The 25,615-nt window shown below is 63.2% G+C and carries 24 protein-coding genes and 1 pseudogene; 14 read left to right on the forward strand and 11 right to left on the reverse strand.

The window, feature by feature from the left end; all coding sequences use genetic code 11:
- Positions 1-143: 143 nt before the first annotated feature.
- The 4 genes from ACHIRB_RS11775 (at position 144) to ACHIRB_RS11790 (ending at position 4,081) form a co-directional block, all read left to right on the forward strand.
- Positions 144-608, forward strand: a complete 465-nt coding sequence (locus ACHIRB_RS11775) for an SRPBCC family protein (protein ID WP_395126168.1) — start codon at positions 144-146, stop codon at positions 606-608.
- Positions 609-655: 47 nt separating this feature from the next.
- Complete coding sequence (locus ACHIRB_RS11780) at positions 656-2,569, forward strand: excinuclease ABC subunit UvrA (RefSeq protein WP_395126167.1); 1,914 nt, start codon at positions 656-658, stop codon at positions 2,567-2,569.
- Positions 2,554-3,027, forward strand: coding sequence for an AAA family ATPase (locus ACHIRB_RS11785; RefSeq protein ID WP_395126166.1), 474 nt, complete (start codon positions 2,554-2,556; stop codon positions 3,025-3,027). Before ACHIRB_RS11780 ends, ACHIRB_RS11785 begins: the two co-directional genes overlap by 16 nt.
- Before the next feature lie 61 nt (positions 3,028-3,088).
- On the forward strand, positions 3,089-4,081 hold the full coding sequence (locus ACHIRB_RS11790) for an isopenicillin N synthase family dioxygenase (RefSeq protein ID WP_395126165.1): 993 nt from the start codon (positions 3,089-3,091) through the stop codon (positions 4,079-4,081).
- On the opposite strand, the gene ACHIRB_RS11795 is transcribed toward ACHIRB_RS11790, so the two are convergent.
- The gene (locus ACHIRB_RS11795; RefSeq protein WP_395126164.1) at positions 4,078-4,323 is read right to left on the reverse strand and encodes a hypothetical protein; all 246 of its coding nucleotides are present in this window, start codon (positions 4,321-4,323) and stop codon (positions 4,078-4,080) included. The two genes, ACHIRB_RS11790 and ACHIRB_RS11795, sit on opposite strands and share 4 nt — an antisense overlap.
- 18 nt (positions 4,324-4,341) lie before the next feature.
- On the opposite strand from ACHIRB_RS11795, the gene ACHIRB_RS11800 reads away from it, so the two are divergent.
- Entirely contained in the window at positions 4,342-4,998 is a 657-nt protein-coding gene (locus tag ACHIRB_RS11800; RefSeq protein WP_395126163.1) for a DUF2510 domain-containing protein, read from the forward strand.
- Between the two features lie 24 nt (positions 4,999-5,022).
- On the opposite strand, the gene ACHIRB_RS11805 is transcribed toward ACHIRB_RS11800, so the two are convergent.
- A complete protein-coding gene (locus tag ACHIRB_RS11805) occupies positions 5,023-6,063 on the reverse strand; it encodes a YncE family protein (RefSeq protein ID WP_395126162.1) in 1,041 nt (346 codons plus the stop codon).
- 328 nt (positions 6,064-6,391) lie between these two features.
- On the opposite strand from ACHIRB_RS11805, the gene ACHIRB_RS11810 reads away from it, so the two are divergent.
- Complete coding sequence (locus ACHIRB_RS11810; RefSeq protein WP_395126161.1) at positions 6,392-7,570, forward strand: DUF6777 domain-containing protein; 1,179 nt, start codon at positions 6,392-6,394, stop codon at positions 7,568-7,570.
- Between the two features lie 11 nt (positions 7,571-7,581).
- On the opposite strand, the gene ACHIRB_RS11815 is transcribed toward ACHIRB_RS11810, so the two are convergent.
- The 7 genes from ACHIRB_RS11815 to ACHIRB_RS11845 form a co-directional block, all read right to left on the reverse strand.
- Positions 7,582-9,423, reverse strand: coding sequence for a serine/threonine-protein kinase PknD (locus ACHIRB_RS11815; protein WP_395126160.1), 1,842 nt, complete (start codon positions 9,421-9,423; stop codon positions 7,582-7,584).
- 107 nt (positions 9,424-9,530) lie between these two features.
- A complete protein-coding gene (locus tag ACHIRB_RS11820) occupies positions 9,531-10,295 on the reverse strand; it encodes an HpcH/HpaI aldolase family protein (protein ID WP_395126159.1) in 765 nt (254 codons plus the stop codon).
- A 14-nt stretch (positions 10,296-10,309) separates the two neighbouring features.
- Positions 10,310-11,269: an aldo/keto reductase gene (locus ACHIRB_RS11825; protein WP_395126158.1), complete on the reverse strand. Its 960-nt coding sequence runs from the start codon at positions 11,267-11,269 to the stop codon at positions 10,310-10,312.
- Positions 11,266-12,177 (reverse strand): ATP-binding cassette domain-containing protein, encoded by a 912-nt coding sequence (locus ACHIRB_RS11830; RefSeq protein WP_395126157.1) that lies wholly within the window; start codon positions 12,175-12,177, stop codon positions 11,266-11,268. Before ACHIRB_RS11830 ends, ACHIRB_RS11825 begins: the two co-directional genes overlap by 4 nt.
- Positions 12,174-12,998 (reverse strand): ABC transporter ATP-binding protein, encoded by an 825-nt coding sequence (locus ACHIRB_RS11835; protein ID WP_199706219.1) that lies wholly within the window; start codon positions 12,996-12,998, stop codon positions 12,174-12,176. The genes ACHIRB_RS11830 and ACHIRB_RS11835 overlap by 4 nt, the downstream gene beginning before the upstream one ends.
- A 1-nt stretch (position 12,999) precedes the next feature.
- Positions 13,000-13,941, reverse strand: coding sequence for an ABC transporter permease (locus tag ACHIRB_RS11840; protein ID WP_395126156.1), 942 nt, complete (start codon positions 13,939-13,941; stop codon positions 13,000-13,002).
- A complete protein-coding gene (locus ACHIRB_RS11845; RefSeq protein ID WP_395126169.1) occupies positions 13,941-14,873 on the reverse strand; it encodes an ABC transporter permease in 933 nt (310 codons plus the stop codon). The genes ACHIRB_RS11840 and ACHIRB_RS11845 overlap by 1 nt, the downstream gene beginning before the upstream one ends.
- 310 nt (positions 14,874-15,183) lie before the next feature.
- Here ACHIRB_RS11845 and ACHIRB_RS11850 point away from each other — a divergent pair, with 310 nt between their 5' ends.
- The 7 genes and pseudogenes from ACHIRB_RS11850 (at position 15,184) to ACHIRB_RS11880 (ending at position 22,702) form a co-directional block, all read left to right on the forward strand.
- The gene (locus ACHIRB_RS11850) at positions 15,184-16,761 is read left to right on the forward strand and encodes an ABC transporter substrate-binding protein (RefSeq protein WP_395126155.1); all 1,578 of its coding nucleotides are present in this window, start codon (positions 15,184-15,186) and stop codon (positions 16,759-16,761) included.
- Between the two features lie 29 nt (positions 16,762-16,790).
- The gene (locus ACHIRB_RS11855) at positions 16,791-18,032 is read left to right on the forward strand and encodes a sialidase family protein (RefSeq protein ID WP_395126154.1); all 1,242 of its coding nucleotides are present in this window, start codon (positions 16,791-16,793) and stop codon (positions 18,030-18,032) included.
- The gene (locus ACHIRB_RS11860; protein WP_395126153.1) at positions 18,029-18,709 is read left to right on the forward strand and encodes an SDR family NAD(P)-dependent oxidoreductase; all 681 of its coding nucleotides are present in this window, start codon (positions 18,029-18,031) and stop codon (positions 18,707-18,709) included. The genes ACHIRB_RS11855 and ACHIRB_RS11860 overlap by 4 nt, the downstream gene beginning before the upstream one ends.
- 73 nt (positions 18,710-18,782) lie before the next feature.
- A pseudogene (locus ACHIRB_RS11865) lies at positions 18,783-19,067 on the forward strand (four-carbon acid sugar kinase family protein); the annotation flags it as partial.
- Positions 19,068-19,161: 94 nt separating this feature from the next.
- A complete protein-coding gene (gene pdxA / locus ACHIRB_RS11870) occupies positions 19,162-20,880 on the forward strand; it encodes a 4-hydroxythreonine-4-phosphate dehydrogenase PdxA (protein WP_395126152.1) in 1,719 nt (572 codons plus the stop codon).
- A 10-nt stretch (positions 20,881-20,890) separates the two neighbouring features.
- Positions 20,891-21,658 carry a DeoR/GlpR family DNA-binding transcription regulator gene (locus tag ACHIRB_RS11875; RefSeq protein WP_395126151.1) on the forward strand — a complete coding sequence of 256 codons (768 nt, stop codon included), beginning with the start codon at positions 20,891-20,893 and terminating at the stop codon, positions 21,656-21,658.
- Between the two features lie 252 nt (positions 21,659-21,910).
- Positions 21,911-22,702: a GGDEF domain-containing protein gene (locus ACHIRB_RS11880; RefSeq protein WP_395126150.1), complete on the forward strand. Its 792-nt coding sequence runs from the start codon at positions 21,911-21,913 to the stop codon at positions 22,700-22,702.
- A gap of 41 nt (positions 22,703-22,743) precedes the next feature.
- Here the strand turns inward: ACHIRB_RS11880 and ACHIRB_RS11885 are convergent, their stop codons facing one another.
- Positions 22,744-23,349: a TetR/AcrR family transcriptional regulator gene (locus ACHIRB_RS11885; RefSeq protein ID WP_395127693.1), complete on the reverse strand. Its 606-nt coding sequence runs from the start codon at positions 23,347-23,349 to the stop codon at positions 22,744-22,746.
- A 75-nt stretch (positions 23,350-23,424) separates the two neighbouring features.
- Here ACHIRB_RS11885 and ACHIRB_RS11890 point away from each other — a divergent pair, with 75 nt between their 5' ends.
- A complete protein-coding gene (locus tag ACHIRB_RS11890) occupies positions 23,425-24,567 on the forward strand; it encodes an acyl-CoA dehydrogenase family protein (RefSeq protein ID WP_395126148.1) in 1,143 nt (380 codons plus the stop codon).
- An 87-nt stretch (positions 24,568-24,654) separates the two neighbouring features.
- Here ACHIRB_RS11890 and ACHIRB_RS11895 read toward each other — a convergent pair whose 3' ends face one another.
- Positions 24,655-25,317 carry an STAS domain-containing protein gene (locus ACHIRB_RS11895; protein ID WP_395126147.1) on the reverse strand — a complete coding sequence of 221 codons (663 nt, stop codon included), beginning with the start codon at positions 25,315-25,317 and terminating at the stop codon, positions 24,655-24,657.
- Between the last annotated feature and the right edge of the window lie 298 nt (positions 25,318-25,615).

A 25,615-nucleotide genomic window follows, 5' to 3' on the forward strand; every position in this document is an offset into this window, starting at 1 on the left:
CATCGATCAACACCAGGCAGCTTCTGCCGCCTGAGGTTGACACAGGGAGTGTCATCGGCGCACAGCACCCTGACACAACGGTCGTGAATCAGTTGTCCGATTTGCGTTATTGTCGGACGCGTCCCTAAATCGACGGAGGCGTAGTGTCCGACAATGCAATTAGGCTTTCCCAGTCAGTGAATGCGCCCGTCGGCGAGGTATGGGCCGTGCTCACCGACATCGAAGGCACCGTGGATGTCCTGTCAGGTTTGACCCGCGTGGAGCGCTTGGCAGGCCGCGGGTTCGAGGTCGGAACGCGGTGGCGGGAGACCCGCAAGCTGATGGGCACATCGGACACGATGGAAATGTGGGTGGCCGAAGTCGATCCACTCACTCGGACGGTCATCAAGTCGAATGCGCGTGGTGTGGACTACACCACGGTTTTCGAGCTCGTACCCGATAGTGCGCGAACAGAATTGGCGATGACGTTCTCCGCGGTCGATGGCCCGTCGGGCGCGTTCGGAAGGCTCGTCGCCGCTGTTACCTCGCGCATCGGGGCAGCAATCACGAAGAAAATGATGGTGCAGGACCTTCGCGACATCGCCGCGGCTGCGGAAGCGCGCGCCTGAAGTTTGCGGGCATTCGAGCGGGCGTCCGACACGAGAGGGTGGGTGCTGTGTCCCGCGAGAAGAGCACCGCCGCCGAGAGTCCGGCCGCACCCACCACCATCGAGGTGCGTGGCGCGTGCGTGCACAACCTCGCGAACGTCGACGTCGACATTCCCTTGAATCGGATGGTCGCCATCGCAGGGGTTTCCGGCTCGGGGAAGTCGTCGTTGGCGATGGGAGTCCTCTACGCGGAGGGATCCCGTCGCTACATCGAAGCGCTGTCGACCTACACCCGGCGCAGAATGTCGCACGCCACCAAAGCCACCGTCGACAGCGTTCGGCACGTCCCCGCCGCGCTCGCCCTGCGGCAACGACCGGGTGTCCCCGGCGCCCGCAGCACATTCGGCACCTCGACCGAACTACTCAACGTACTGCGCCTGCTGTTTTCCCGCCTCGCAGAACACGTCTGCCCCAACGGCCACCGGCAACAGCCGACGATCGACGTCGCAGCCGGGCTGGACCTCACCTGCCCGGTCTGTGGTGTCACTTTCAGTCCGCCTGGTGCCGAGGCGCTGGCCTTCAACTCCGACGGTGCATGTGCGACCTGCGGCGGACTTGGGGTTGTGCGCGAAATCGACGACGCACTTCTGGTTCCCGATCCCTCACGGACCATCGCCGACGGCGCAGTAGCCCCGTGGAAGATGATGGGTCTGACCGTCATGCCACAAATGGTCGGCGAACTCGGCGTGCGCACCGACGTGCCCTACCGAGATCTCACCGACGACGAACGCGACATCGTCCTGCACGGTCCCGCGGAGAAGCATCGCATCACGGTGCCATCGAAGAGCGGAAAGCTGTTCGAAATCAACTTCGTCTACCGCAATGCCCGTCTGGCCGTGCAGGAAGCGCTCGACAAGGCCGCCAGCGAAGCCGGCGTCAACCGGGTCAACAAGTTCATCAACACCGGCACCTGTCCGACGTGTCACGGCGCCCGACTGAGCGAGCGAGCCCTGGCCCCACACGTCGCCGGGATCAATCTCGCCGAGGCGACCGCGAAGCCCCTCGACGAAGTGATCGCTTGGGCGCCAACGATCCTCGACACTCTGCCTCCTGACATGCGATCGATGGCAACGGCTATCGTCGGACAGTTGCTCGAGATGGCGGAGCGGCTCGTCGAACTCGGCCTCGGCTATCTCGGCCTGGATCGGCCCAGCGCCACCCTGTCCACCGGTGAACGGCAACGGGTCGCGCTGTCCCGAGCCGTGCGCAACCAGACCACCGGGGTGCTCTACGTCCTCGACGAACCGTCCATCGGGCTGCACCCGTCCAACATCGACGGCCTCAACGGCGTCATCCGCGACCTGCTGCGCGACGGAAACTCCGTCGTGCTGGTCGACCGATCCGCGTGCGCGAAACGGTCACCCCAGGACAGCTTTTCGACCACGGCCGGATCCGCTTGGCCACCCGTCCGCTGCACACGGTGCACGCTCTCGACGTCGAAATTCCCAAAGGCCGACTCACCGCGGTCACCGGAGTCTCCGGGTCCGGCAAGACCACGCTGGTGCTGGAGAGCCTGGTGCCGGCGTTGCAGACCGCGGCGACCGGCGAGCGCTTGCCCGCACACGTCACCTCGGTGGAACCGTCGGGCATCGAACGCGTCAATGTTGTCGATGCCTCCCCCATCGGCACCAACGTGCGGTCCACCGTCGCCACCTACAGTGGCGTCCTCGACGAGCTTCGCCGTACCTACGCCGCCCTCGACGAGTCGAAGAGCCGTGGCCTCACCGCATCCGACTTCTCATACAACACCGGATCGCTGCGCTGCCCACGCTGCGAGGGCACAGGCCAGATCTCGCTCGACGTCCAGTTTCTCCCCGACGTCGACATCGCCTGCCCCGAATGCGACGGCACCCGCTATGCCGTTGCCGCACAGGATATTCGGCGCGGCGGGCCGGACGGGCTGTCGTTGCCCGCACTCCTAGGCCTCACCGTCACCAAGGCACTGTCGGCCACCGAGGACCTCCCCAAGGTGGGTAAGAAGCTGCAGACGCTCATCGACCTCGGACTCGGCTACCTGACCCTGGGTGAGGACACTCCGGCGCTGTCCGGCGGCGAAGCGCAACGACTCAAGCTCGCAACCGAACTCGGCCGCACACAGTCCGCTGCACTGTTCGTACTGGACGAACCCAGCGTCGGCCTGCACCCCCTCGACATCCGGACCTTGCTCGGCGTCATCGACCGCCTCAGCGCGAAGGGCGCCACTGTCGTCGTCATCGAGCACGACCTCGACATGATCGCCAACGCCGACTACATCGTCGACATGGGACCCGGCGGTGGCGACGCGGGAGGGACCATCGTCGCCACCGGCACACCGGTCGACATCGCCCAATCCACCGCGAGTGTCACCGGGCGCTACCTCGCGCCTGTCAGCGGCATCTGACCACAGATTCACGCCGAGAATATCTCTGGTGAGCGATCGTTGGTCATGACACTGTGGCGTGATGCTTCCTGTTGTCGATCTGAAGGCCGCAGAGTCCGATCCGACCTCGTTTCGCGTCTCCCTTCGCGAGGCAGCGCACGAGGCGGGCTTCTTCTACCTGGTCGGCCATGACGTCGCAGCTGATCGCATCCGCGAGGTGCTTCAGATCGCCGAACAGTTCTTCGCACTGCCCGATGCCGCGAAAGACGAGATCAGTCAGCTGAAGAGCCCGCAGTTTCGCGGCTACTCCCGTCTCGGCGGCGAACTGACGAACGGGAAGGTCGATTGGCGGGAGCAGATCGACATCGGCCCCGAGCGGACCGTGCTCACCGACGCCGAGGGCTACTGGCACCTGCAGGGCCCCAACCTGTGGCCCTCGGCGCTACCCGAGCTCCGCCGAGTCTTCGAGGCGTGGGACGACTCCCTCGCCGAGGTCGGGCTCCGTTTGCTGCGGCATTGGGCCGTCTCCCTCGGCGCGGCGGAGGATCACTTCGACAACGCATTCGCCGAGTTGCCGGCGACCTTGATGAAGGTCGTCCGCTACCCGGGCAGCGTCGACAACCCACAGGGCGTTGGGGCGCACAAGGATTCCGGAGTGCTGACGCTGTTGCTGGTTGCGCCGAACTCCGAAGGTCTCCAGGTGGAACTCACACCTGGCGAGTGGGTCGATGTACCTCCGCTGGAGAACGCGTTCATCGTCAATATCGGGGAACTGCTCGAGGTCGCGACCAACGGCTATCTCCGCGCGACCAAGCACCGAGTCCTCGCGCCGCGGCCAGGTACCGACCGGGTCTCGATACCGTACTTTCTGAACCCAGCGCTCGATGCCGTCGTACCGATCATCGAACTTCCGCCGACTCTCGCCGCGAAGTCACGTGGGGTGGAGGCAGACCCGGACAACCCGATCTTCACCACCTACGGCGAGAACGCGTGGAAGTCCCGAACTCGAGCACACCCGGACGTCGCCGAACTGCACCACGGAATCAAAGCAGGCGGTGCACCCGCCGCCTACTAGGCCCTGGCTCGGCTACCTGTCGTCGCTGCCGCCAACACGGCGTCGTTGATGGCGGCGGGTGTGATCGCAACGAGCGACTTCTGTAGGCGATTGACGTTGTCGCACAGAACCGTCGCTTCGGGCGCCGCGAGGTCAGCGCGTGGGCGACCACGTTCACCACCTTCTTCGGGTCGCTTGCCAACTTCTGCATACGTCCCAGCAGCTTTCGACTTCCGGCGAAGTGGGCTGCTTCGTCCCGACACCGGACGTATCCTACGAAGATGGCGAATCCGCCGCCCCCTCCCGGTTGGTATCCGCGCGATCACGGGTTCCGGTGGTGGGACGGTTCTGCATGGACATCGCACACTCAGCCTGCGAGCATCGGCAGCGTGTTGGCGGAACCGGTTCTGCAGTTCGTCGCCAAAGCCGGTCTCCTGGTGCAGGGAGGGACGTCGATCCTCGACCAGAACGATCGGCCGATCGGGTCGCTCGTCGGGCAACGCAACGGTGCGCCGGCTTCCGTGCTGGCGAACGAACTCCATGTCGCAGATGCGAACGGGCAGCCGATCCTGCTCGTGAGGGACGAGTCCTTCGGCAGGTACCGCTTCGTCGTCGAACAGCCTTGGGCTGGACCGGTCGGTGAGATCGTCCAGGACAACGTGCTTGGTGCGGCAAAGCTGTCGTTGCGGGTTGGCGGTCGACGAGTCGGCTTGATCAAGCGCGAGAAGTCCCGGTGGTCGGACTTCTCCGTCCTCGAAGAATCCGGAAAGAAGATAGCGAGTGTCACGACCACGGTGGAACAGAAGAAGTATGCGGTCCCGGGTAAGTACATTGTGACGAGGCTGCAGTGGTACGGGCCGCCCGATCCTGTTGCGCCCCTTGTTGTTGCGTCGGCTATCAAGGTTGGCCGGGTTTTCGGCGCGGAGCGTTCGGACTGACTCGCACCTCCAGGACGGTGCGCTTCAGCGGATAACGACTGAAATGGTTCCGTTGGTGAAATTGGCGACATAGACGGTGCGGGTTTCCGGATCGACCGCGATCCCGCCGGGAAAGTCTCCAACCTTGAAGATGTCGGTCACTGCCCGAGTTCGGGGGTCGATCACGACGAGTCTGTCGGGGTCGGCAACAGTCGCGTAGAGCACGTGATTGTCAGAGTCCAACGCAGTCCGAACCGGGTCGCCGTCCAGGGAAACGACGGTGGTGCTGGTGCGATTTTCCGCGTCGATCGGCAAGACGAAGGTGTCTTCTTCGCCATCGCTGATCTTCCGAACGCCGACGTAGATCGTCTGAGTAGCCGGGTCGACCGCAACGCCGTGTGGCGATCCTCCGACGTAAATATCCTCGGCCGCATGGTTATTGGTGGTGTCGATCACCGATATCGTCCAGTCTTCGACGTTGATGACATAGGCGGTGTGGGTGGTTGTGTCGACGACCACCTCGGAGGGATTCGTACCGACCTGAATTGTCGCCTCGACGGCCACGCGCTTGGTGTCGATCACCGACACGCTGTTACCGAGGTAGTTCGTCACATATACCGACTGCTCCGCGGAATCGACCGCCACGCCGAAGGGTCGATCGCCAACCGCAACAGTCGCGACCACCGTCAAGCTTGCACCGTCGATCACGGAGACAGAGTTGCTCTGCGAGTTTGCGACGTAGACCGAATGTGTCGCCGGGTCTATCGCCAGGCCCCTCGGATTGTCACCGACTCCGATGGTCGCGGTGACTGTGCGGGTGGCGCCGTCGATCACCGACACAGTGTCGGAGTCTTTGTTCGTGACGTACACGGTGTGGGTCGCGGTGTCGACAGCGACGCCCCATGGCGCCTCCCCCACTTCGATGGTCGCGCTTGCCTGCGCTTCGTTAATCGAGGGCCCCGGACCCGCACGCAGGAAATGCACGGCAAAGCCGATCGACAACGCGATTACAAGGATCGCGCACACGACCGCAAAGACGATGAGGCCGAACAGGACTGGACTTCTACGCGAGGGCCCGATGTTCACTGTTCCCTCCGGCATCGGCGGCGGAAAGGGACGTGCGGGATGACGTCACCCGGGAATTCGATCTCGAATTCAGGATATGCCCGAGCACGGCCTACGAACACCGCAATCGGCCGCGTAAACAGGGCTTCAACCACACCATCCGAGGTCGAAATGCGCGTATCGTCATTCACGCAATATTGGTTGGGTCGGGCCCCATCACGCCGGTTTCGCAACATGCATCGGAGAACGACCGATGAGCTACTATTCCGGGCCGCCTGAACCTCCGTCGTGGCAGCCTCACGGCGCCCCTTGGCAGCAACCGCCACCACCACCCGAACGCAAAAGGACGATGGCATGGCCGCTGCTCGCGTTCGCAGTTGCGATCATCGCCTTGCTCGTCGGCGCCTATCTGATCTTCGTGCGAGGTGGCGACGAAGAGGGCGGGGAGGTTCTCCTGGAGGCGGCGGCATCGGAAGGCGAGTTTCCTTGGACGGAGTCGGCAGTCCCACCGGGTGCTCCGTCCACTGTGCCGACGACGGCGCCGGTGGCCGTGCCCGTCGCGACGGAGGCCGGTAGGGCGCCGTTGGTTGCCGTTCCCGGGGACAGAACAGGAATCTTCGGTGGCTCGGACGAATTGACCGTCTGCGACAAGGCGAAGCTGAAATCATTCCTCGCCAGGAATGATGCGCAGCGACAAGCGTGGGCGCGCGTGCTCGGCATTTCCGACGTCGATGCCTATATCGATTCCCTCACCGAAGTCCTTCTGGCTGCGGACACTCGGGTCACCAATCACGGATTTCAGAACGGTGCGGCATTCCCGCTTCAGTCCGTTCTTCAGGCAGGCACCGCGGTTCTTCTCGACGATCGCGGGGTGCCACGGGTGCGCTGCCAGTGCGGTAATCCACTGCTACCGCCCGTGCTGTCCGGTACGAAACCGAAGTACGCCGGCCAGCCATGGCCGGAGTTCGATCCGAACGTGATCGTCGTCGTCCAAGCGGCTCCCACGCCGATTACGCAGATCACCGTGATCAACGTGGTCATCGGCGGTCCGTTGGTGATCCAAATCGGCGGGTCGTCGCCGCCGCCGAGCGGCACTGCGGAACGGCCGACAACAACGAAGGAGCAACCCTCGACCGAGAATCTGCCGACGACGCGGACAGTTCCCCGCCCGTCGGCCACGACAACCGCCGCCAATTCTGCGCCGTCGGAGGCGGACGGCCGGCGGGTGATCGAGGCGTTCTACGCCGCCGTCAACGCTCGCGACGAAGCGGCGCTCGCAGCCGTGTTCTGTTCGACGCCCTCGTACTTTTTCGAGGAGTGGCGCGACCGCATCCGGGGGATTCGCGCGGGCCAGGGTAACGACTTTCGGTTCGCTGACTACCGGTTCGACAAATCGACACCGGGCGGGCCGAATCGCGAAATCAGGTACGACATCAAGACCTCGATCAACGGCGGGACCAGTGACTTCCATACCGACGGCCACACGGTGATCTTCGAAAACGGCGTGGTGAAGATGTGCAGCTTCTGAACGGATTGGCGTCAACTCGGATTCGTCAGCGCACCAGGCAGTTTCAGCACTCTGCTGTTGTCGGTGACGAACAGCTCGCCGACCTCGCTCACGGCAACTCCGATCGGCCCGGAAAGATCGGTGAACGGCAACGTGGTCGGCCGTTCACCACCGCGCGGCAGTGAGACGACGCGGCCGCTTTTGTTGTCTGTGACGACGATGTCACCGGTGGTGATATGTACGGCGACGCCGGTGGGGCTTGCCAGTCCGGTGAATGGGAGAGTCGTCTGGCTCGTGGACCCTGAGCGAAGGAGGAGAACCCGTTTGTTGTCGGTGTCGGCGACAATGAGGTCACCCGCCGCATTTGCGGTGATGCCCGTCGGACCAGCGAGACCGGCGAAGGGTATTTCGGTTTGGCGGTTGGCCCCGGCGGGGAGCGCGACGACACGGTCGTTGTTGTTGTCTGCAATGAAAACATCGCCACGCGCTGTCACGACGAGTCCCACCGGCCCGGCCAGGTCGGTGAACGGCAGCGCGGTCGGATCACTCTCTCCTGCAGCCAATTTCAGGACACGGTTGTTCTTGGTGTCGGTGACGAATACGTCCCCGGCGGCGTTGATCGCCACCCCGGTCGGGCGATCGAGGCCGGTGAACGGCAGCACAGTCTGGGTATCGGCGCCCGCCGTCAGTTTCACAATTCGGTTGTTGTTGCTATCCGCGACCAGTACATCTCCGGTGGCGCTCACCGCAACACCGACCGGATAGTCGAGCCCGCTGAACGCCAAAACGGATTGCGCCGGTCCATCATTCGACTGTGGCCAGTAAACAAATGCGACAACCGCAGCAAGTCCGATGAGCACGAGCACTGCGGCGGCGAATGCGATGGGCAAACGTCGCGGTCGCCTGTTGTCCGCCGGGAAATTCGGCAGCGGCGGGCGTGGAGGTTGTGGTGGTCGATACGGGACCTCACGACGGACCGCTGTCGGCTGCGTTCGTGAGTACCTACCCTGTGGGATCTGCACGGTCGGCACGGCAAGCGCGCGTCGCGCGGCCTGCGCGAGTGCAATGCAATTGGGGGTGCGGTTGTCGCGATTCTTGCCGAGTGCCAGCCGGATGACGTCGTCGAACGCTCGCGGCAGTTCTGGACGCAGTGCCGAAGGACTCGGAATGGGTGCCTCCAGATGACCGCGGACGATCGCAAGCATGTCTGGTCCGGGATACGGCACGCGACCGGTGATGAGCCGAAAGAGAGTGCATCCCAACGAATACACATCCGACCGGCCGTCGAGCCGGATTCCCTCGAACACTTCCGGTGCTGCATACAGCAGCGTGGCGACAAGCGAACCGGACTTCGTCAAATCGTGAGTATCGTTGAGCGCCTTGGCGATCCCGAAGTCGGTGAGTACTACCCGTTCGGGCTGACCGGATCCGGCGTTGCCGAGCAGAATGTTGGCAGGCTTGACATCACGATGGAGAACGCCGTTTTCGTGCGCGTAGTCCAAGGCCTTCGCTGTTTCGGTAATGATGTGCACGGCACGTTCGGGATCCATAGGCCGATCGCGGACAGCTTCGCTCGCATCCGTTCCTGGAACGTACTGCATCGCGATCCAGTCCTGGTCGCCGTCACGTCCACGGTCGAATATCGCCACGATATTCGGATGCTCCAGTCGCGAAGCATGATCGGCTTCCAATTCGAAGCGCACCCGGACGTCGTCGTCCGCGGTCAAATTGCGGTCGAGCAACTTCAAGGCCGTTCGTCGGGGCAGGCGCGGATCCTTGGCAAGATAGACCGCGCCCATTCCGCCCGCGCCCAACACCCGCTCAATGGTGTAGCCGACGAACACATCTCCCGGCCGCAAGGTGTATCCGCCCATCAGAACACCACCTCACAGACGTTTCGCCCCTGAATAGTGTACGTACAGCGGGCGCGAAAGGGGTGTGTTCCAACCAGGCGTCCGCCGATGGCCGGACATCACCGATGTTATTCCCCCAGCGCGTCTTTCAGGTGCGCTGCCGATACGGCTTTGAGGTGGGTGAGGTCGGATGCGACGGAGGCGAAGGTGTAGCCCTCACTGAGCCGGCGTGCCGCGAGCGCACCCGAAGCCGTGTGAATTCCCGCGGCTATACCTGCCGCCGCTGCCGCGTCACGGACGCGAGTCAGAGCGGCTTCGAACTGCTCGTCGACAGTCGGATCGGAGGGTGAGGAGCCACCGACCGCGAGCCGAAGATCGGACGGACCGACGTAGACGCCGTCGAGACCGGCCACCGCGCATATCGATTCGACGTTTTCCAGGCCGAGTGGCGTTTCGATCATGGCCAGGACCACGGTGTCGCGGTTCGCATCGGCCGGGTTCGGGCCGATCCGGAGTTGCGATCGCATCGGTCCGTAGGACCGCACGCCGACCGGCGCGTACCGGCTCGCTGCAACCGCACGGGCCGCGTCCGCAGCAGAATCGATCAGCGGGACGATGACCCCGACGGCGCCGGCGTCGAGCGCGCGGCCGATGGGTGTCGGATCGTTCGCCTCGACCCTCACGATTCCAGCTGGACCGTGTGCAGCGTCGATCGCGGTCAAGCCTCGCAGCATGCCGTCGTAGCCGATCAGGCCGTGCTGCAGGTCGAGCGCGATGTAATCCCAGCCGATGTGGGCGAGCCATTCCGTGGAGACCGGACTGTCGATCACGGACCAGTATCCGAGCACCCGTTCCCGGTTTCGAAGGCGGGCGGCGAAATCAGCGGCAGACATTGTGATCGATGTTCCTATCGGTTGTATGCGGGCATCGGGCCACGCAGTGCGGCGCCAACTTCGTCGCAGGCCGCGACCAGATCGTCGGATAGCGGTCCGCGTGAGAGAGCCTCGATATTGGCTTGCAGGTGAGACGTTTTCGACCCACCGAGCAGAATGGGACCCACGACGGGCTTGGAGCGAAGCCACCGCAGCGCGAGTTCGGTCAAGGGAAGTCCAGCGTCGTCGGCGACTCGGGTCAATGCGGTAATGGCCTCGAAGATCTGAGTGTTCCAATACCGTTCGCGGTACATCTCGGCGAGACGTGAATCGCCGAAACGGCCTTCCGTCGGCGCTTCGTCGAACTGGTGCCTGCCAGTGAGCAATCCGCCGCCGATCGGGTTGTAGACCATGGTCGTCAGACCTGAAACAGTCGCGTACTCGACGTACTCGTCCTCGATCCGACGCGCCAGCAGGTTGTACAACTGCTGAGCGACGATCGGTCGCGGCGCGCCGACTCTATCGGCGACCCGGACCACCTCGCCGATCTGCCGCGCGGCAAAGTTGGAGACACCGAGTTCGCGAATCTTTCCCTCGGCAACGAACTCCGCAACGGTACCGAGTGTGTCGTCCAGGGAAGCGACTCGATCGGGTTGATGCAGGTAGAACAAATCGACGTAATCCGTGCCGAGACGCGAGAGGCTGGCCTCGAGGCTGAGCCGCAATCCCTTGGGCGACAACGGGGAATGTCCGTCGGTGTCGCCGAGGTACATACCGGCTTTGGTCGCAATGGTGACCGAATCCCGTTTGCCTGCAAGCAGCTTCGCCAAGATGCGCTCGGCTTCACCTGCGGCGTAACCATTTGCGGTGTCGATATGCGAGATCCCGGCGTCGAGCGCCACATCCAGCAACGCCCCCGCACCGTCGATGTCCACTGTGTCGCCGAACGTCATGGTGCCGAGCACCATCGGCGAGAACATCTTGTGGGTAGTCACGAGGAAGCTCCTACTGATCGGGCAGCTGACGACTTTTCGGCCAAGCTGGGTGTCGACTCGGTTTGTTGTGGCGCGGCAGCTTGCCTGGACAGGACGTGTCTCGGCTTGATGCCGACCATTGCTGTCGGATCGAGCGCCGCGGCACGCAGTGCTTGCGTGTACGGCTCTCGTGGGTGCGCCAGAACCTCTGCTGTAGAACCGGATTCGACGACTCGCCCCTTCGACATCACGACGACGGTCTCGCTGATCTCACGCACCACACCGAGGTTGTGCGAAATGAACACATAGGTCAGGCCGGTGTCCTTCTGGATCTCGCGCAACAGGTCGAGAACCTGAGCCTGCACGGAAACATCGAGTGCGCTCGTCGCCTCGTCGCACACCAGGATCTCCGGACCACTCGCAAGCGCGCGAGCAATACCGATGCGTTGGCGCTGGCCGCCCGAGAACTCTGCCGGGCGACGATGCAAAGCACTGGACGGTAGACCGACACGGTCCATCAATTCCGCAGACTTCTTCGCTCGCGCGCTCTTCGCGCGCACACCCTGTAGCCGAAGCGGCTCGCCTACGATGTCGACCGCGGTCAAATGTGGGTCGAGTGAACCGTACGGATCCTGGAAGACCATCTGCACGCGGGATCGAAACGGTCGTAGCGCCCTTTCGGATAGTTGCGCAATATCTGTGTCCCCGATGACTATTCGACCGGAGGTAGGGGTCAGCAGCCGGACGATCGATTTCGCGATCGTGGACTTGCCGCACCCGGACTCCCCCACGATGGCCACGGTTGCTCCCCTGCTGACCGCAAAGCTGACCGAGTCGACCGCACGGAACGTACCGGTGGCAACCGGATACTCCACGACGAGATCCTCGACCGCCAATAGCGTTTCCCGCTGTGCCGTTGCTTCGCTCATGCCGAAACTCCTACTTCCGTCTTTGCCGCACTCCATGGTCCCAAGACGGGAATCGCATCGAGAAGTTTCTTCGTGTACGCACTCTGTGGCCTGCGCACCAGATCTTCCGCTTCGCCGTTCTCGACGAATGCACCGTCTTTCATCACGTAGATGCGATCCGATACGAGTCGGGCGACGCCGAGATCGTGTGTGATCACCAGCATGCCGATTCCGGTGCGCTCCTGTAGTTCCATCAGCAAATCGAGAATGCTCGCTTGCACGGTGACGTCGAGTGCGCTGGTCGGCTCGTCGGCCACGATGAGTTCCGGGTCCGCGGCGAGTGCACCGGCAATCAGGACCCGCTGCAACATGCCGCCGGAGAACTGATGCGGATACTTGCCGAGTTGGGTTTCCGGATTCGGGATGCGCACCTGTTCGAGCAGTTCCACGGCACGGGCGATTTCTTTCGACTTGCCACGAACACCGCCGTGGCGCACCGCTTCTCGCAGTTGGCTCCCCACTGTGTGGACAGGGCTCAGGGCCGTCATCGGGTCCTGCGGGATGAGCGCAATGTGTTTGCCACGCACATCGGCAAGCGCCTTGGTGTCACCGAGAATATCGCGATCTTTGAAGCGAACGGATCCGGAAAGGACCGCAAGATCCTCCGGGAGCAAGCCGAGTATGCCCATCGCCGTGGTCGATTTTCCGGAGCCGGACTCCCCGATTATCGTGACCGTCTCGCCGGCGTCGATGCAGAACGAGACACCGTCGACGGCCCGAATGACGCCTCTCGCCGTCACGAGCTCGATCTGCAACTCGTCGACTTTCAGCAGATTTCCCACGTCACGCTCCAGTTCTGTTCGGGCGGAATCGCATAAGGAAGCCACGCGCACCCGAGCCCGCGGGCCGGTCGCGCAGACCGTCACCGAGCAGGTTCACACCGACCACCATCAGCACGATCACGAGACCGGGCAGCGTGACCAACCACCAGGAGGTGGTGATGTAGTCCTGGCCGTCGGCGATGATGCGACCCCAGGTTGCGAACGGCCGCTGCGGCCCTGCTCCGAGGTAGCCGAGTGCACTCTCGAGCAGGACAGCTTGGGCGAGCAGCAGGAGGACGACCAGTGACGCAGCTTTGATGACGTTGGGTAGAACGTGGCGAAGCAGGATCGCGAATTTACCGAGTCCGAGCACACGGGCGGCGGCGATGTACGGCTTCTCCCGCTCGACCAGCACCAGAGACCTTGTGAGACGCGCAATTTCAGGCCATTGGGCTATCGCGATGACAAACGTGATGACCGGAATCGACGGACCGAACAAGGCTACGACCAACAGCAACATCATCAGCAGCGGCAGCGAGAGTTGAGCTTCGAGAAGTCGGCTGACAGCGGTGTCGACCCAGCCGCCGAGGTAGCCGGCGAGCGAACCGAGCAGCAACCCGATCAGACCGGACACCACGATGGCGAGCACACCGATGGTGAGCGACACCTGGCCGCCGTACAGGACGCGTGCCAGCAGGTCACGTCCGAGTTGATCGGTGCCGAACAGATGTCCTTCGGTCAACGGCGGGAGGCGACGCTTTCCCAGATCGGTTGCATCGGGCGACGGCAGAGGTAGCACTCTCGCAAATGCGACAGGAAGTATCACCGCAAGTGCGCAGATCGCGCCGACCCAGATCTTGAGGCGACTGTCGCGAGCGCGTCGGGTAGCGCCAGCGCGTGCAATGTCCTTGGCAGTGACTGCACTTGGGCGCACGGGCCCGGTGCGTTCGGCGACGGTGGTCATCAGTTCGTACCCTTTCCGAGCCGCACCCGCGGGTCCAGGAGCGGATAACACAGATCGACGAGGAGCTGGACGAGGATTGCGAGAACAGCGGTCACGAGGACGGTCGCCTGGATGAGTGGGTAGTCACGTGTTTCGAGCGCTCGCACGACCAGCGATCCGACGCCCGGCCATGCGAACACGACCTCCACCACGACGACGCCGTTGAGCATCGAGGCAAATCTGGTTCCGAGTGCGGTCAACACGGGGATCGCCGAGTTGCGCATCGCGTACCGCCAGGTGAGTTCGCGTTGCGACACTCCTCGAGCACGGGCAACGGTCATGTACGGCGAGGTGAACGAATTGACCATCTCGCGTCGAACCATCCGGGAGATCAACGCAATCTGCAGCACAGCCACCGTCACAGCGGGCAGGACCAGCGACGACCACTGCGTGAACCCAGCGGACGGAAGGATCGGGAAGACGACGGCAAAGACGGTGAGCAGCATCAACCCGGTCCAGAAGTCGGGCATCGACTGTCCGGCGATCGTGACGACGTTGGCACCGAGCTCGCGACGGGTGTCGGCGTGGCGCGCCATCCAGACGCCGAGGGGAATTGCGAGCAACGTGGTCAGCACTATGGCCGCCACTGCGAGGGTGATCGTGTACGGCAGCCGACCGAGGACAACATCGAGCGCCGGCGCTCGGAACGAGTACGACGTACCGAAATCGAGCTGCACCAGACCCTTGAGGTAGAGCAGGTACTGCGTGAAGACGGATTGATCCAGGCCCATGTCCGTCCGAATGCGAGCAAGGTCGTCCGAGGTGGCCAGCGGGCCTGCCATCGCATATGCCGGGTCACCTGGCGCCATCCGGATCAGCACGAAAACGGTACTGAGCGTGAGGAATACGGTGAACAGGCTCTGTGCGAGTCGTTTCACGATGTACCGGGGCATCGCAGCCCGTCGTGCGGCCTTCTTGCCGACGGGCGCAGTGCGGGTCGCGTCTGTCGGCGCTGGCTCCGCGAGTTGCTGTGTCATCCGTGCACCATTCGTCCGGTGTTGATCGGGCCGCTGATCGCGGCGTTCGGTGTAACTCAGCTCACAATGCCATTTCTGCGCGTTTCACGCAAGTGTTGGATTGTTGTTGCGCATTGCAAGCATTTCTGCGTATTCTGTTCACTGTGCCCGTGATCACAGTCGCCAAGTCCCTCGACCGCTGTCCGAGCAGCTCAGCTTTCGACGTCACTCCTTCTTCGAGAGGTCGATGATGACCAGATCTCCTCTACAGCATCAGCTTTCGAGACGAGCACTGCTCCGCTCGGGCTTCGTTCTCGGTGCCGGCCTGACCCTCGGATCCGTCGTGGGCTGCGCTACACCGACCGGAACACCCGGCCCGCGGACGGTCAGCCTCGCGCTCAACCGCTCGCTGGTGAGTCTGGACAACAAGCTCAACCAGTCCGATGCAGCACTGACTGTGCAGCGCGCCGTGCGCCAGTCCCTGGTAACGCTGGACCAGAACCTGAAGCCGAAACTTGTTCTTGCGGACAAGTTCGAGCTCGTCAACCCGACGCAGTGGTACGTCCACCTGCGCCCCGGGATCGTGTACTCCGACGGGTGTCCGGTCCAAATACAAGACGTCGCAACCGCACTGCAGATGTACAGCGAGGTGAACGGCTCCTTCGTCGGCGCCTTCTTCCCGGAGTGGCCGACGGTGCGCCAGATCGACGAATCGAGCTTCACTCTCGATACGGTTCGGCCGGTCCCTGTGCTCGACTACTTGATGTCGAACATCCTGATCACACCGGCCGCGGACAACCTCCCGGAAGAGCTGCAGTCCGGCGTCGGGTCGGGTCCGTATGTCGTGACCGCGAGCAACCGCGGAACCGGCGATTACACCCTGGAGAAGAACACCAACTACTGGGGCGCCGCGCCGAACATCGATTCCGTACAGGTGCGCTTCGTACCGGACAAGTCGAACCGCGTTGTCTCACTACGCAGCGGCGAGGTCGACGTCATCGACTCCATCTCCCCCGATTCCGCCGATCAGCTATCCGGATTGTCCGGCGTCACCATCGATCGCGTCGACGGCGTCCGGCTCAATCAGTTGTTCTTCAACTTCCGCAAACCTGCCGGCCACCCCCTGGCCGACGCTCGAGTTCGTCGAGCACTCACGTACGCCATCGACGGCAAGTCGCTGATCGACGAGGTGATGCAGGGCTCGGCAACAGCGTCCAAGGGAGTCATCCCGATCACTCTCGACGGCGCGATCGAGACCGGCGAGTACATCTACGATCCCGCGCGCGCTCGCGCCGAACTCGACGCTTTGGGCGTACGCAATCTCGATCTCAAAATAATCTGGGAGACAGGCGAATTCGTAGCCGACACGGACATCATGGAAGCCGTCGTACAGATGCTTTCCGCGGTCGGCGTTCGTCCGACTCTGCAGCAGTTCGAGCCAGGAGGCGACATCTCCACCTGGCGCCAAGGCCGCGGCGGCGATTGGGACGTCCTCGGGAACGGCTTTCCAGGACCCACCGGTCTCGGTGTCACCATCCTGCAGGGCATGTACGCAGGGACCCCCGAGAAGGAGGCCACGCGAGACACCTACCACGGCTACATCTTTCCCGACATCACCGACGTCATCACCCGAGCGTCGGAGGATGCCGATCCCGCGCGGCGGGCGACCTTGCTTGCCGAGGCGCAGCGAATGATCTGGGAAACCTGCCCGAGCATGTGGTCGTTCGTTCCCAGAGTCGTGCTCGCCCGCCGGAGCAGGATCGGCGATGTCGGGCTACGACCAACCAATTCTTACGACCTCAGCGCAGCGACGCTGAAGGTATGACCAGCCCAGCTGAGGAATCCGGAGCTCGAATGACCGAACGAACCGAACGAACACTGACCACTGTCGGCAGCACCGACGGCGTCGTACGTTCCAGCCACGAACGCGGACGATCCGACGCGCTGCTTCCCGCGCCACAGGTGCAGAATCACGCCGCGAACCTTGCACTGCTGCCTGATAATTCGCTTGCCTGCGTATGGTTTGCCGGAACCCAGGAGGGCGTACCCGACATCAGCGTCTGGCTGTCGACCCTGGCGCCGGACTCCGAGGCCTGGTCGGCACCGGTGCAACTGTCCGACGACCCGACCAGGTCCGAGCAGAATCCCGTGTTGCAGGTAGTCGACGACCGAACCGTATGGCTGCTGTGGACTTCCCAGCACGCCGGCAATCAGGACACTGCCCGGGTCCAGCGCCGAATCTCCGTCGACGGCGGCCGATCATGGGGTCTGCCACACACCCTGATTCCGGAGACCTCTTCCGGAGGCGTCTTCGTCCGACAACCGCTGACGGTGCTTCCGTCCGGGCGGCTGTTGCTACCCGTCTTCCATTGCGTTCGTGTTCCTGATCGCAGGTGGGTCGGCGATCGGGACTACAGCGGCGTCATGATTTCCGACGACCGCGGTGAGCACTGGCGTGAGGTTGTCGTACCGGACAGCGTCGGATGCGTCCACATGAACATCGGTCGGTTGTCGGACGGCTCACTGGTCGCCCTGTATCGCAGCCGGTGGGCCGATCACATCTATCGAAGTGTGTCCACAGACGACGGCGATACCTGGTCGGCACCCGTCGCGATCGACCTGCCGAACAACAACTCGTCGATCCAGTTCGTGGTCTTGCCGGACGACCGACTTGCGTTGGTATTCAACAACTCCAGTGCCGCGGACGCCACGGCACGCCGGACGTCGCTCTACGACGAAATCGACGACGACGGGCTGGCGGACAGCGGTTCGATTGCCGATGCGGCTATCGAAAGTCCGACGCCGATCGACGACGGCGACAGCCGAGCGGCTTTCTGGGGCGCGCCCCGGGCACCGATGACGTTGGCAGTCTCCTCCGACGGCGGGCTGACCTGGCCGGTCCAGCGCGACCTCGAGGTCGGCGATGGCTACTGCCTCACCAACAATTCCCGCGACGGCTTGAATCGGGAGTACTCGTACCCCAGCATCATCGGCTCGTCGGACGGTGCATTGCACATCGCCTTCACCCGATTCCGCCAGGCGATCGAGTACGTGCGCGTCGATCCGACCTGGTTGTCGAACGGCCCGACGCCGTGAGTCAATCACGTGCGGTTATCACGGGCGTCAGCTCCGGAATCGGAGCTGCGACGGCGCGTCGGTTACTCGACGACGGCTGGCTGGTGACAGGGCTGTCGAGGCGACGCCCGGAATTCGAGGACGCGGCGTTTTCGTGGATCGAATGCGATCTGAGCGACCTGGCCAACATACGTTCTGCTGTAACAGATCTCGGCCCGATCGATGCGATCGTCCACGCAGCGGGTCTGCAGCGTTCTGCGCGACTCGGGGATTTGTCGACGACGGACAGTCGCGCGATGTGGGAGGTCCATGTCGCGGCCGCCGAACAACTCGTCGATGCCTTGATCGGCGACGTCGTCGACGGTGGACGCATCGTGCTGATCGGATCCCGGACGATGACGGGCGTCGCGGGGAAGAGTCAGTACACCGCGACGAAGGCCGCTCAATACGCCATGGCCCGATCGTGGGCACTGGAACTTATGGACCGTGCGATCACCGTCAATGTCGTTGCCCCCGGCCCTACTTCGACTCCGATGTTGTCCGACCCGGCTCGAAGTGCGACCCCGCCGAGAATGCCACCGCTCGGCCGGTTCATCGAGCCGGAGGAGATCGCCGGAACCGTGGCCTTCCTGCTGAGCCCGAGCGCACGCAGCATCACCGGCCAGGCGTTGGTGCAGTGCGCCGGATCATCATTGTGAATATTCTGCGCGAAATGCGCAATTCTGGTAATTTTGACGCACGGAACACGCAGCCTTTCGAACGGGTCCGGACATGAGCACCGCAGCGTTCGCCGAGACCGAGCAGTCCCTGCTTGTGCTGGCCGACGACCTGTCCGGTGCCGCCGAAGCTGCAGCCGCATTCCTGGGTCGCGACCTCCGCGTCGAAGTGCAGTTGACCCCCTCCGCCCCGGCCGACGGTGTAACCGTTGTCGATCTGCGCACCCGCCGACTTCATTCCGCCGACGCGGAAAAGGTTGTATCGGAAGCTCTTTCGATTGCAGCCGCCATGCGAGTAGTCGTCAAGATCGATTCTCTACTACGCGGCAATATCGCCGCTACAGTTCGCGCCGCAGCAGCCACCGGCCGACCAGTCGTCGTTGCCGCGGGGCAATCCTGCACTCGGACGGCACGTCATCGGTGGCGTTGTGCATGTGAACGACACACCACTGCACCAGACGGATCTGTGGGCGGCCGAGACCGCGCAGGCTCCGCAAAGCATCGCCGCGGCGGTCGGTCGCATCGCTGGTGTTCGGATTGTCGACATCACGTCCGACGCCGACCTGGATGCGGTCGTTGCACAGTCATCTACGGACACAATCCTTGTCGGAACCGGTGCGCTGACCACAGCGGTCGCGCGGCTGTTTCCGGGCTCTCCTGTTTCGCATCCTGTCGCTGAATCCGCACGCACGGTGGTCGTCGTCGGCACCGCCGGTTCCAACGCTGCAGCGCAATTGGACGAACTCGAGGCCGATTCCATACCCGTGGTGCGACTCGATCCGGCAGAGCTTCTGGCAGGTCGAGCGAGCGTGTCTGCACACGCCGATGTGATCGCACTTGCGATCGCCGGGACGGTAGACCCAGAGAACTCACACCGCTTGGTGAGCGCACTCGCAGACGTCGCAGCACGCCTCATCGACGACTCCACGAATCTGGTGCTGACAGGCGGCGAGACCGCACGCACCGTGCTCGACCGCCTAGGCGTAGCTCGACTCGAACCAGTTCACGAGATTGCGCCCGGCGCAATCGTGTCCGTGACCCCTGGCGGCCGCACAGTGGTGACACGCCCGGGCAGTTTCGGTGACCACCGCTCACTTGCGGCGATCGCGGCATACCTTCGACCCAACAGCAGTAAGGCGCATCCCATGACAGGAAACCTTCCGTACGTAGCACTGACGATGGGCGACGGCGCCGGCATCGGCCCGGAGGTCATCGTGCCTGCCGTGCTCGATCCTCGGGTTGCAGCGTGGTGCCGCCCTATCGTCATCGGCGATGCGTCCCGCTTGCGGCTTGCCGCCGGTGTCCTCGGCCTCGAACCCGAGATCGTCACCGTCGAGAAGGTGTCGGACGCAGAGTTCGTCGCGGGACGGATCAATGTCATCGATCTCGACCTACTTCCCGAGGATCTCGCCTGGGGTGAATTGTCTCCCGTCGCCGGCCATGCAGCGTACGAATACATCCGTGTCGCAAGCGAACTGGCCGTCGCAGGTGATGTGCAGGCGATTTGCACGGCACCCCTGAACAAAGAAGCACTCCATGCCGCCGGACATATCTTCCCCGGCCACACCGAGCTACTTGCGCACCTGATCGGTACGGAGGAGGTGTCGATGATGTTGTCGACGCCGAAGCTGAAGGTCATCCACGTGACCACCCACATCGGACTCCTCGACGCCGTCGCCAAGATCGAACCGGGGCTCGTCGAGCGGACGATCCGCCGCGGCCACGACGCGCTCGTTCGATCGGGCAACTCGAGCCCCAAGATGGGCGTGTGTGGAATCAACCCACACGCCGGCGAGAACGGACTGTTCGGATACGGCGAGGAGGATCAAAAGATCGTCCCTGCAGTGGATTTGCTCCGGGCCGAAGGTATGGACGTCACCGGTCCGCTGCCCGCCGATACCGCGTTCTTCCTTGCCGGTCGTGGTGATTACGACCTCATCGTTGCGATGTACCACGACCAGGGACACGGTCCTGTCAAAGTGCTCGGCATCGAGGCCGGCGTCAACATCACCGTCGGACTGCCAGTAATCCGCACGTCGGTTGACCACGGAACAGCATTCGACATTGCAGGTAAGGGCATTGCCGAGGCCGGTAGCATGGTCGAGGCCCTGCGGCAGGCGGCCGAATTGGCCACCAGTACGGCCGCAGTCTAGGGGAGGTGCGATGGCGGTCCGACAATCACAGGCACGGCGTGCAGAGATCGTCCGGCTGGCGAAGACCAGCGGTCTCGCGAGCGTCGAGGAGCTGTCGGTTCTGTTCGGCGTCACGCCGTCGACCATCCGCCGTGACCTCGGCCAACTGACGACCGAGGGTTTGCTCGCCCGAACCTACGGCGGCGCGATCGCGCTCGACGCTCACCCCGAGTCGTCGATTCGGCAGCGTGCACTCGAAGGCTTCGAAGCCAAGCGGGCGATCGCGAAATGGGCGGCGAGCCAGGTGCTTCCAGGCGAAACCGTACTGTTGGACGCCGGAACGACCGTCGGCGCAATGGGCGAATTTCTCCGCGACGCAACGCGGTTGACCGTTATCACCGCCGGGCTGACCGCTCTGGAAGAACTTGCCGACGCCAACGACGTGCGAGTCGAATGTCTCGGCGGCACGTTACGGCATCTGAGCCAGGGGTTCGTCGGACCACTCGCCGAATCTGCCCTTGCCCGAGTATCTTTCGACCGCGCATTTCTCGGCGCCGATGCCGTCACCGCCGATCGCGGCATCTGCGAGGCAGAGCTGGAACAGACCCGCCTCAAGGAACTGATGATCGAGCGCGCCGGCGAGGTGTACGTGCTCGCACACGCAGCCAAGCTCGGCCAACGACCGTTCCACGCATGGGCACCGCTTCCGCCCGGCGTCACGTTGGTCACCGACTCGTCGGCAACGGACGAACAGTTACACCCCTTCACCGACGCCGGTATCGCAGTCGTGACGGTCTGACTGTCGGTTGCGAACTGCGGGACCGGATGTGCAGCCGGGCTGACCAAGACGATGCACTGACATGCCCGGCCGAAATGCCAACTAGGGCTGCGCGCGGGCGTCGCGGCGGCGAAATTGCGCTTGCCGGCGGACCGTACGTCCGTTTGGCGCGGAACCCTGTGGGTATGCCCCTAAGGGCAGGCTTGTTGGTACCGTGACACCGGAGCGGTTCATACCCTTGTTTTGTTAAAGCCAATGTTTTCGGGGTTCGAGATGGTTTCACCTGACGAGTCGGCTCGGCGCCGCAAACACAATCCCAGCCTCACCTCGCGCGAACGCCCCGGTGATATTCGCGATACTGCGGCTGACGAGCTCGATGCGCAGGCCACCTCCGGGGACATGGCGGCCATCGAACGCGACGCCGCGGCCCTCGCTCGTGATGACGTCAGCATCGCTCTCGAAATGGACGATGACGGCGTCGACGCTACGGCAGCACAGGCCCGGTACTGGGCGTTGCGGGATCGCCTGGGTGCAGCGTCCGATCGACTCTTCGCAGCCAACATGCGAAGCCACGCTCAAACCGACCGCTCCAACTCTGCCGAGGACCGACACGACACATCGATCGACGAACTCACTGGCTCCTACCGGCGCGATTCAGGCCTGATCGAGATTGCCCGCGACCTCGGCGCCGCGCGACGGACCGGCCAATCCATGGTGCTCGGATTCCTCGACGTCGACGGCATCAAACAGATCAACGATCGACGTGGTCACGCTGCCGGTGACAGTGTGCTACAGGCTGTTTCGATGACACTGCGGTCGATGCTACGTGAGTATGACCTGACAGTCCGCTATGGAGGAGACGAGTTTCTTTTTTCCATTGTCGGCGCAACAGAAGAGGATGCTCGTACGCGAATCGAGGCCGTGAACGTTCATCTGCTCGCGGCGGGATACAACTCAGTTACCTGCGGACTTGTGACCATCGGCGAGAACGAGACACTTACCGCTGCCATCGACCGAGCGGACAAACTGCTTTACGAAGGCCGGACGAGCAAAGACCATGAATAGTCCGACCGCGCGCTTCGAATTGCACCGACTTCGTGCGACCTTCACACACTGATGCCCGACGTGAGGATAGCCGCAAGTTCACGATAGGACTGGGCGTCGTCCAGTCCCGTCTTCGCGTGCACAGCCCGCTGTTGGATTCTGACCATCATCGTGGCTGCGAGATCGGCGGCGAACGCTGCATGAACGTCGCGGAACACTCCCCCTGCAACACCGTCGGTGATCAGCTCGTTGACCCGGTCAGCCGCTATCTCGGTGTTTCGCTCGTAGACCTCGCGCGCGGGCGGAAAGCCGTCGAGGTCCTCCATGAACTGGTCGGATGCGCCGCCGAGGACGACTCCGACCGCGGACAGATACGCCGCGATCCGCTCCCGCGGTCCGGTCACGTCAGCGATCTTCTCCTCCACTGCAACAGCAGCATTCCGGAAGAAATGCACCGTGGCCGCCTGCACGAGTTGCTCCTTACTTCCCGCCAGCGTGTAGAGCGTCGATTTCGAACACCGCAGGCGAGAAGCGATTTCGTCGAGCGTCAGATGCGCAAATCCCTCGGCCAGGAACAACTCCACCAACCTGTCGAACAGTTCTGCACGCCGGTGGGTAGTGAACTGCGGGGCGCGGGGGGACACACCGGAATGGTACTGAGGGGTCACTTGCAGTACTCCTTCGCTGACAGTACTCTCTAAGATACCTCAGTATCATTCCAAGTAGTTTCGAAGGAGTATCCGTTGGCCGTCGAACGCTTGCTGCCTACGCCGGAAGCCCACGAGCTGATCCAGCTCACGCGCGACGTCGCCGACAAGGTGCTCACCCCGATCGTCGACGCGCACGAGAAGGCCGAAACCTACCCTGAGGGCGTCTTCGCAACGCTCGGCGAGGCCGGACTGCTGAGCCTCGCCTATCCGGAGGAGTACGGCGGCGGGGGCCAGCCGTACGAGGTCTACCTGCAGGTCCTCGAGGAACTTGCGTCACGTTGGGCAGCAGTCGCCGTCGCGGTGAGCGTGCACACCCTTGCCTGCCACCCGATGATGATCTTCGGCACCGACGAACAAAAACAACGATGGCTACCGGACATGCTGGGCGGCAACACGATCGGCGCCTACAGCCTCTCCGAACCGCAGGCGGGGTCCGACGCCGCTGCGCTGAACTGCAAGGCGAGCGCGACCGAAAACGGGTACCTCGTCACCGGATCCAAGGCGTGGATCACCCATGGTGGCGTCGCCGATTTCTACAACTTGTTCGCTCGCACCGGTGAGGGGTCGCGCGGCATTTCCTGCTTCTTGGTTGCCAAGGACACCGACGGCCTCAGCTTCGGCAAGCCCGAGGAAAAGATGGGGCTGCATGCCATCCCGACAACCGCTGCCTATTACGACAACGCGTTCGTACCAACCGAGCGGCTCGTGGGTACGGAGGGTCAAGGACTCCAAATCGCCTTCAGCGCACTCGATTCAGGCCGTCTCGGAATCGCCGCGGTCGCGGTCGGTCTCGCACAGGCGGCCCTCGACGACGCTGTCGCCTACGCGCAGGAACGATCCGCGTTCGGCCGCAAGATCATCGACCACCAAGGGCTCGGTTTCCTCCTCGCCGACATGGCCGCCGCCGTCGACTCTGCACGAGCGACCTACCTCGACGCCGCCCGACGCCGCGACGCCGGACTCCCCTACTCACGCAACGCCTCGGTCGCCAAACTAGTCGCCACCGACGCCGCGATGAAGGTCACCACAGATGCTGTGCAGGTACTCGGCGGCTACGGCTACACGCGTGACTTCCGCGTCGAGCGCTACATGCGAGAGGCGAAGATCACCCAGATCTTCGAGGGCACCAACCAGATTCAGCGTCTCGTCATCGCACGGTCACTCGCCGACCGGTAGGTAGTCGAACAACAATCGAGTGCATAGCTGTTCAGGTCCCGAGAGGCTTGTTTTCCTGAACAACTGTGCGCTCGACGCAGATGATCCCTAGCCCCAGAAGATCGGATCGTCGGTGTCGAGGTAGTCGAGCAAATCTTGCACTTGCGCACTCGGCGAAAGGAATTCGCAGGTCCGAAATTCGCGCCCACGATCGCGCCACTGCAAAACCCACAAACCGTTGAGTCCGTTGTAGCGCAGCCGAGCAAAGGCCATCGGGTACCAATTCGGGCCGAAGCACTCGTGGATGGTGAGACAACTGTCCGCAATTTCGCAGCTGATACGGAATTCGCTGCGAACGTACTCGGGAACCCGATCTGTGCACCAGCGTCGAACGAGGGCGACGTCGAGATCGGGCGGATTTACAAGCCGGCTGCACATGCCCGGCCTGTTGTACTGTGCGCGAGTTGGACTTACCGGAACAAGACGGTCGAACCCCACTCGCTGCATAAGCCGACTGATATCTGATGGGACTTCGATGAGATACAGGGATCCGCCCGCCAGTGCCGCATGTGTGTGCAATACCTGAAACGCCGCCAACCCGATCCCGTCACAGAAGGTCAGTCGTGACAGGTCCAGGACAAGGTGTCTGCCTTTTCGCGCCCACGGGCCGAGTTCGCCGACCATACGATCCACCGTGGCCAGGTCGAGTTCCCCTTCGACCGCGATCAGATTCACCGTGTCGGTCGTGGTCGTCGAGATGGACAAGGACATCGTCAGATCCTTGAAACCGCTGGCACGCAACGATCGTCACTGACGTCGTGCGGAACCCGAACCACTGAGAACGTCATGATCCCTCTGAAGGTGGTGTGCCATAGGCACAGATCTTCGGGGCCGCCAGGGTCCGGGGCAGCTGGAACTTTCACATCGTGCGCATATCAGACCACTGTTCACACACGGACCGTGGTCGATTGCGCTTGAATACCCAACTTTCGGACGACCAAACGCCCGTTTCGGTTGAGTCCAGCAGGATGGTGTACGACCGGACGCCAGCAAAGTCTGAGCGTGTCGT

It is taken from the genome of Antrihabitans spumae (assembly GCF_043944905.1).
GTDB lineage: Bacteria > Actinomycetota > Actinomycetes > Mycobacteriales > Mycobacteriaceae > Antrihabitans > Antrihabitans spumae.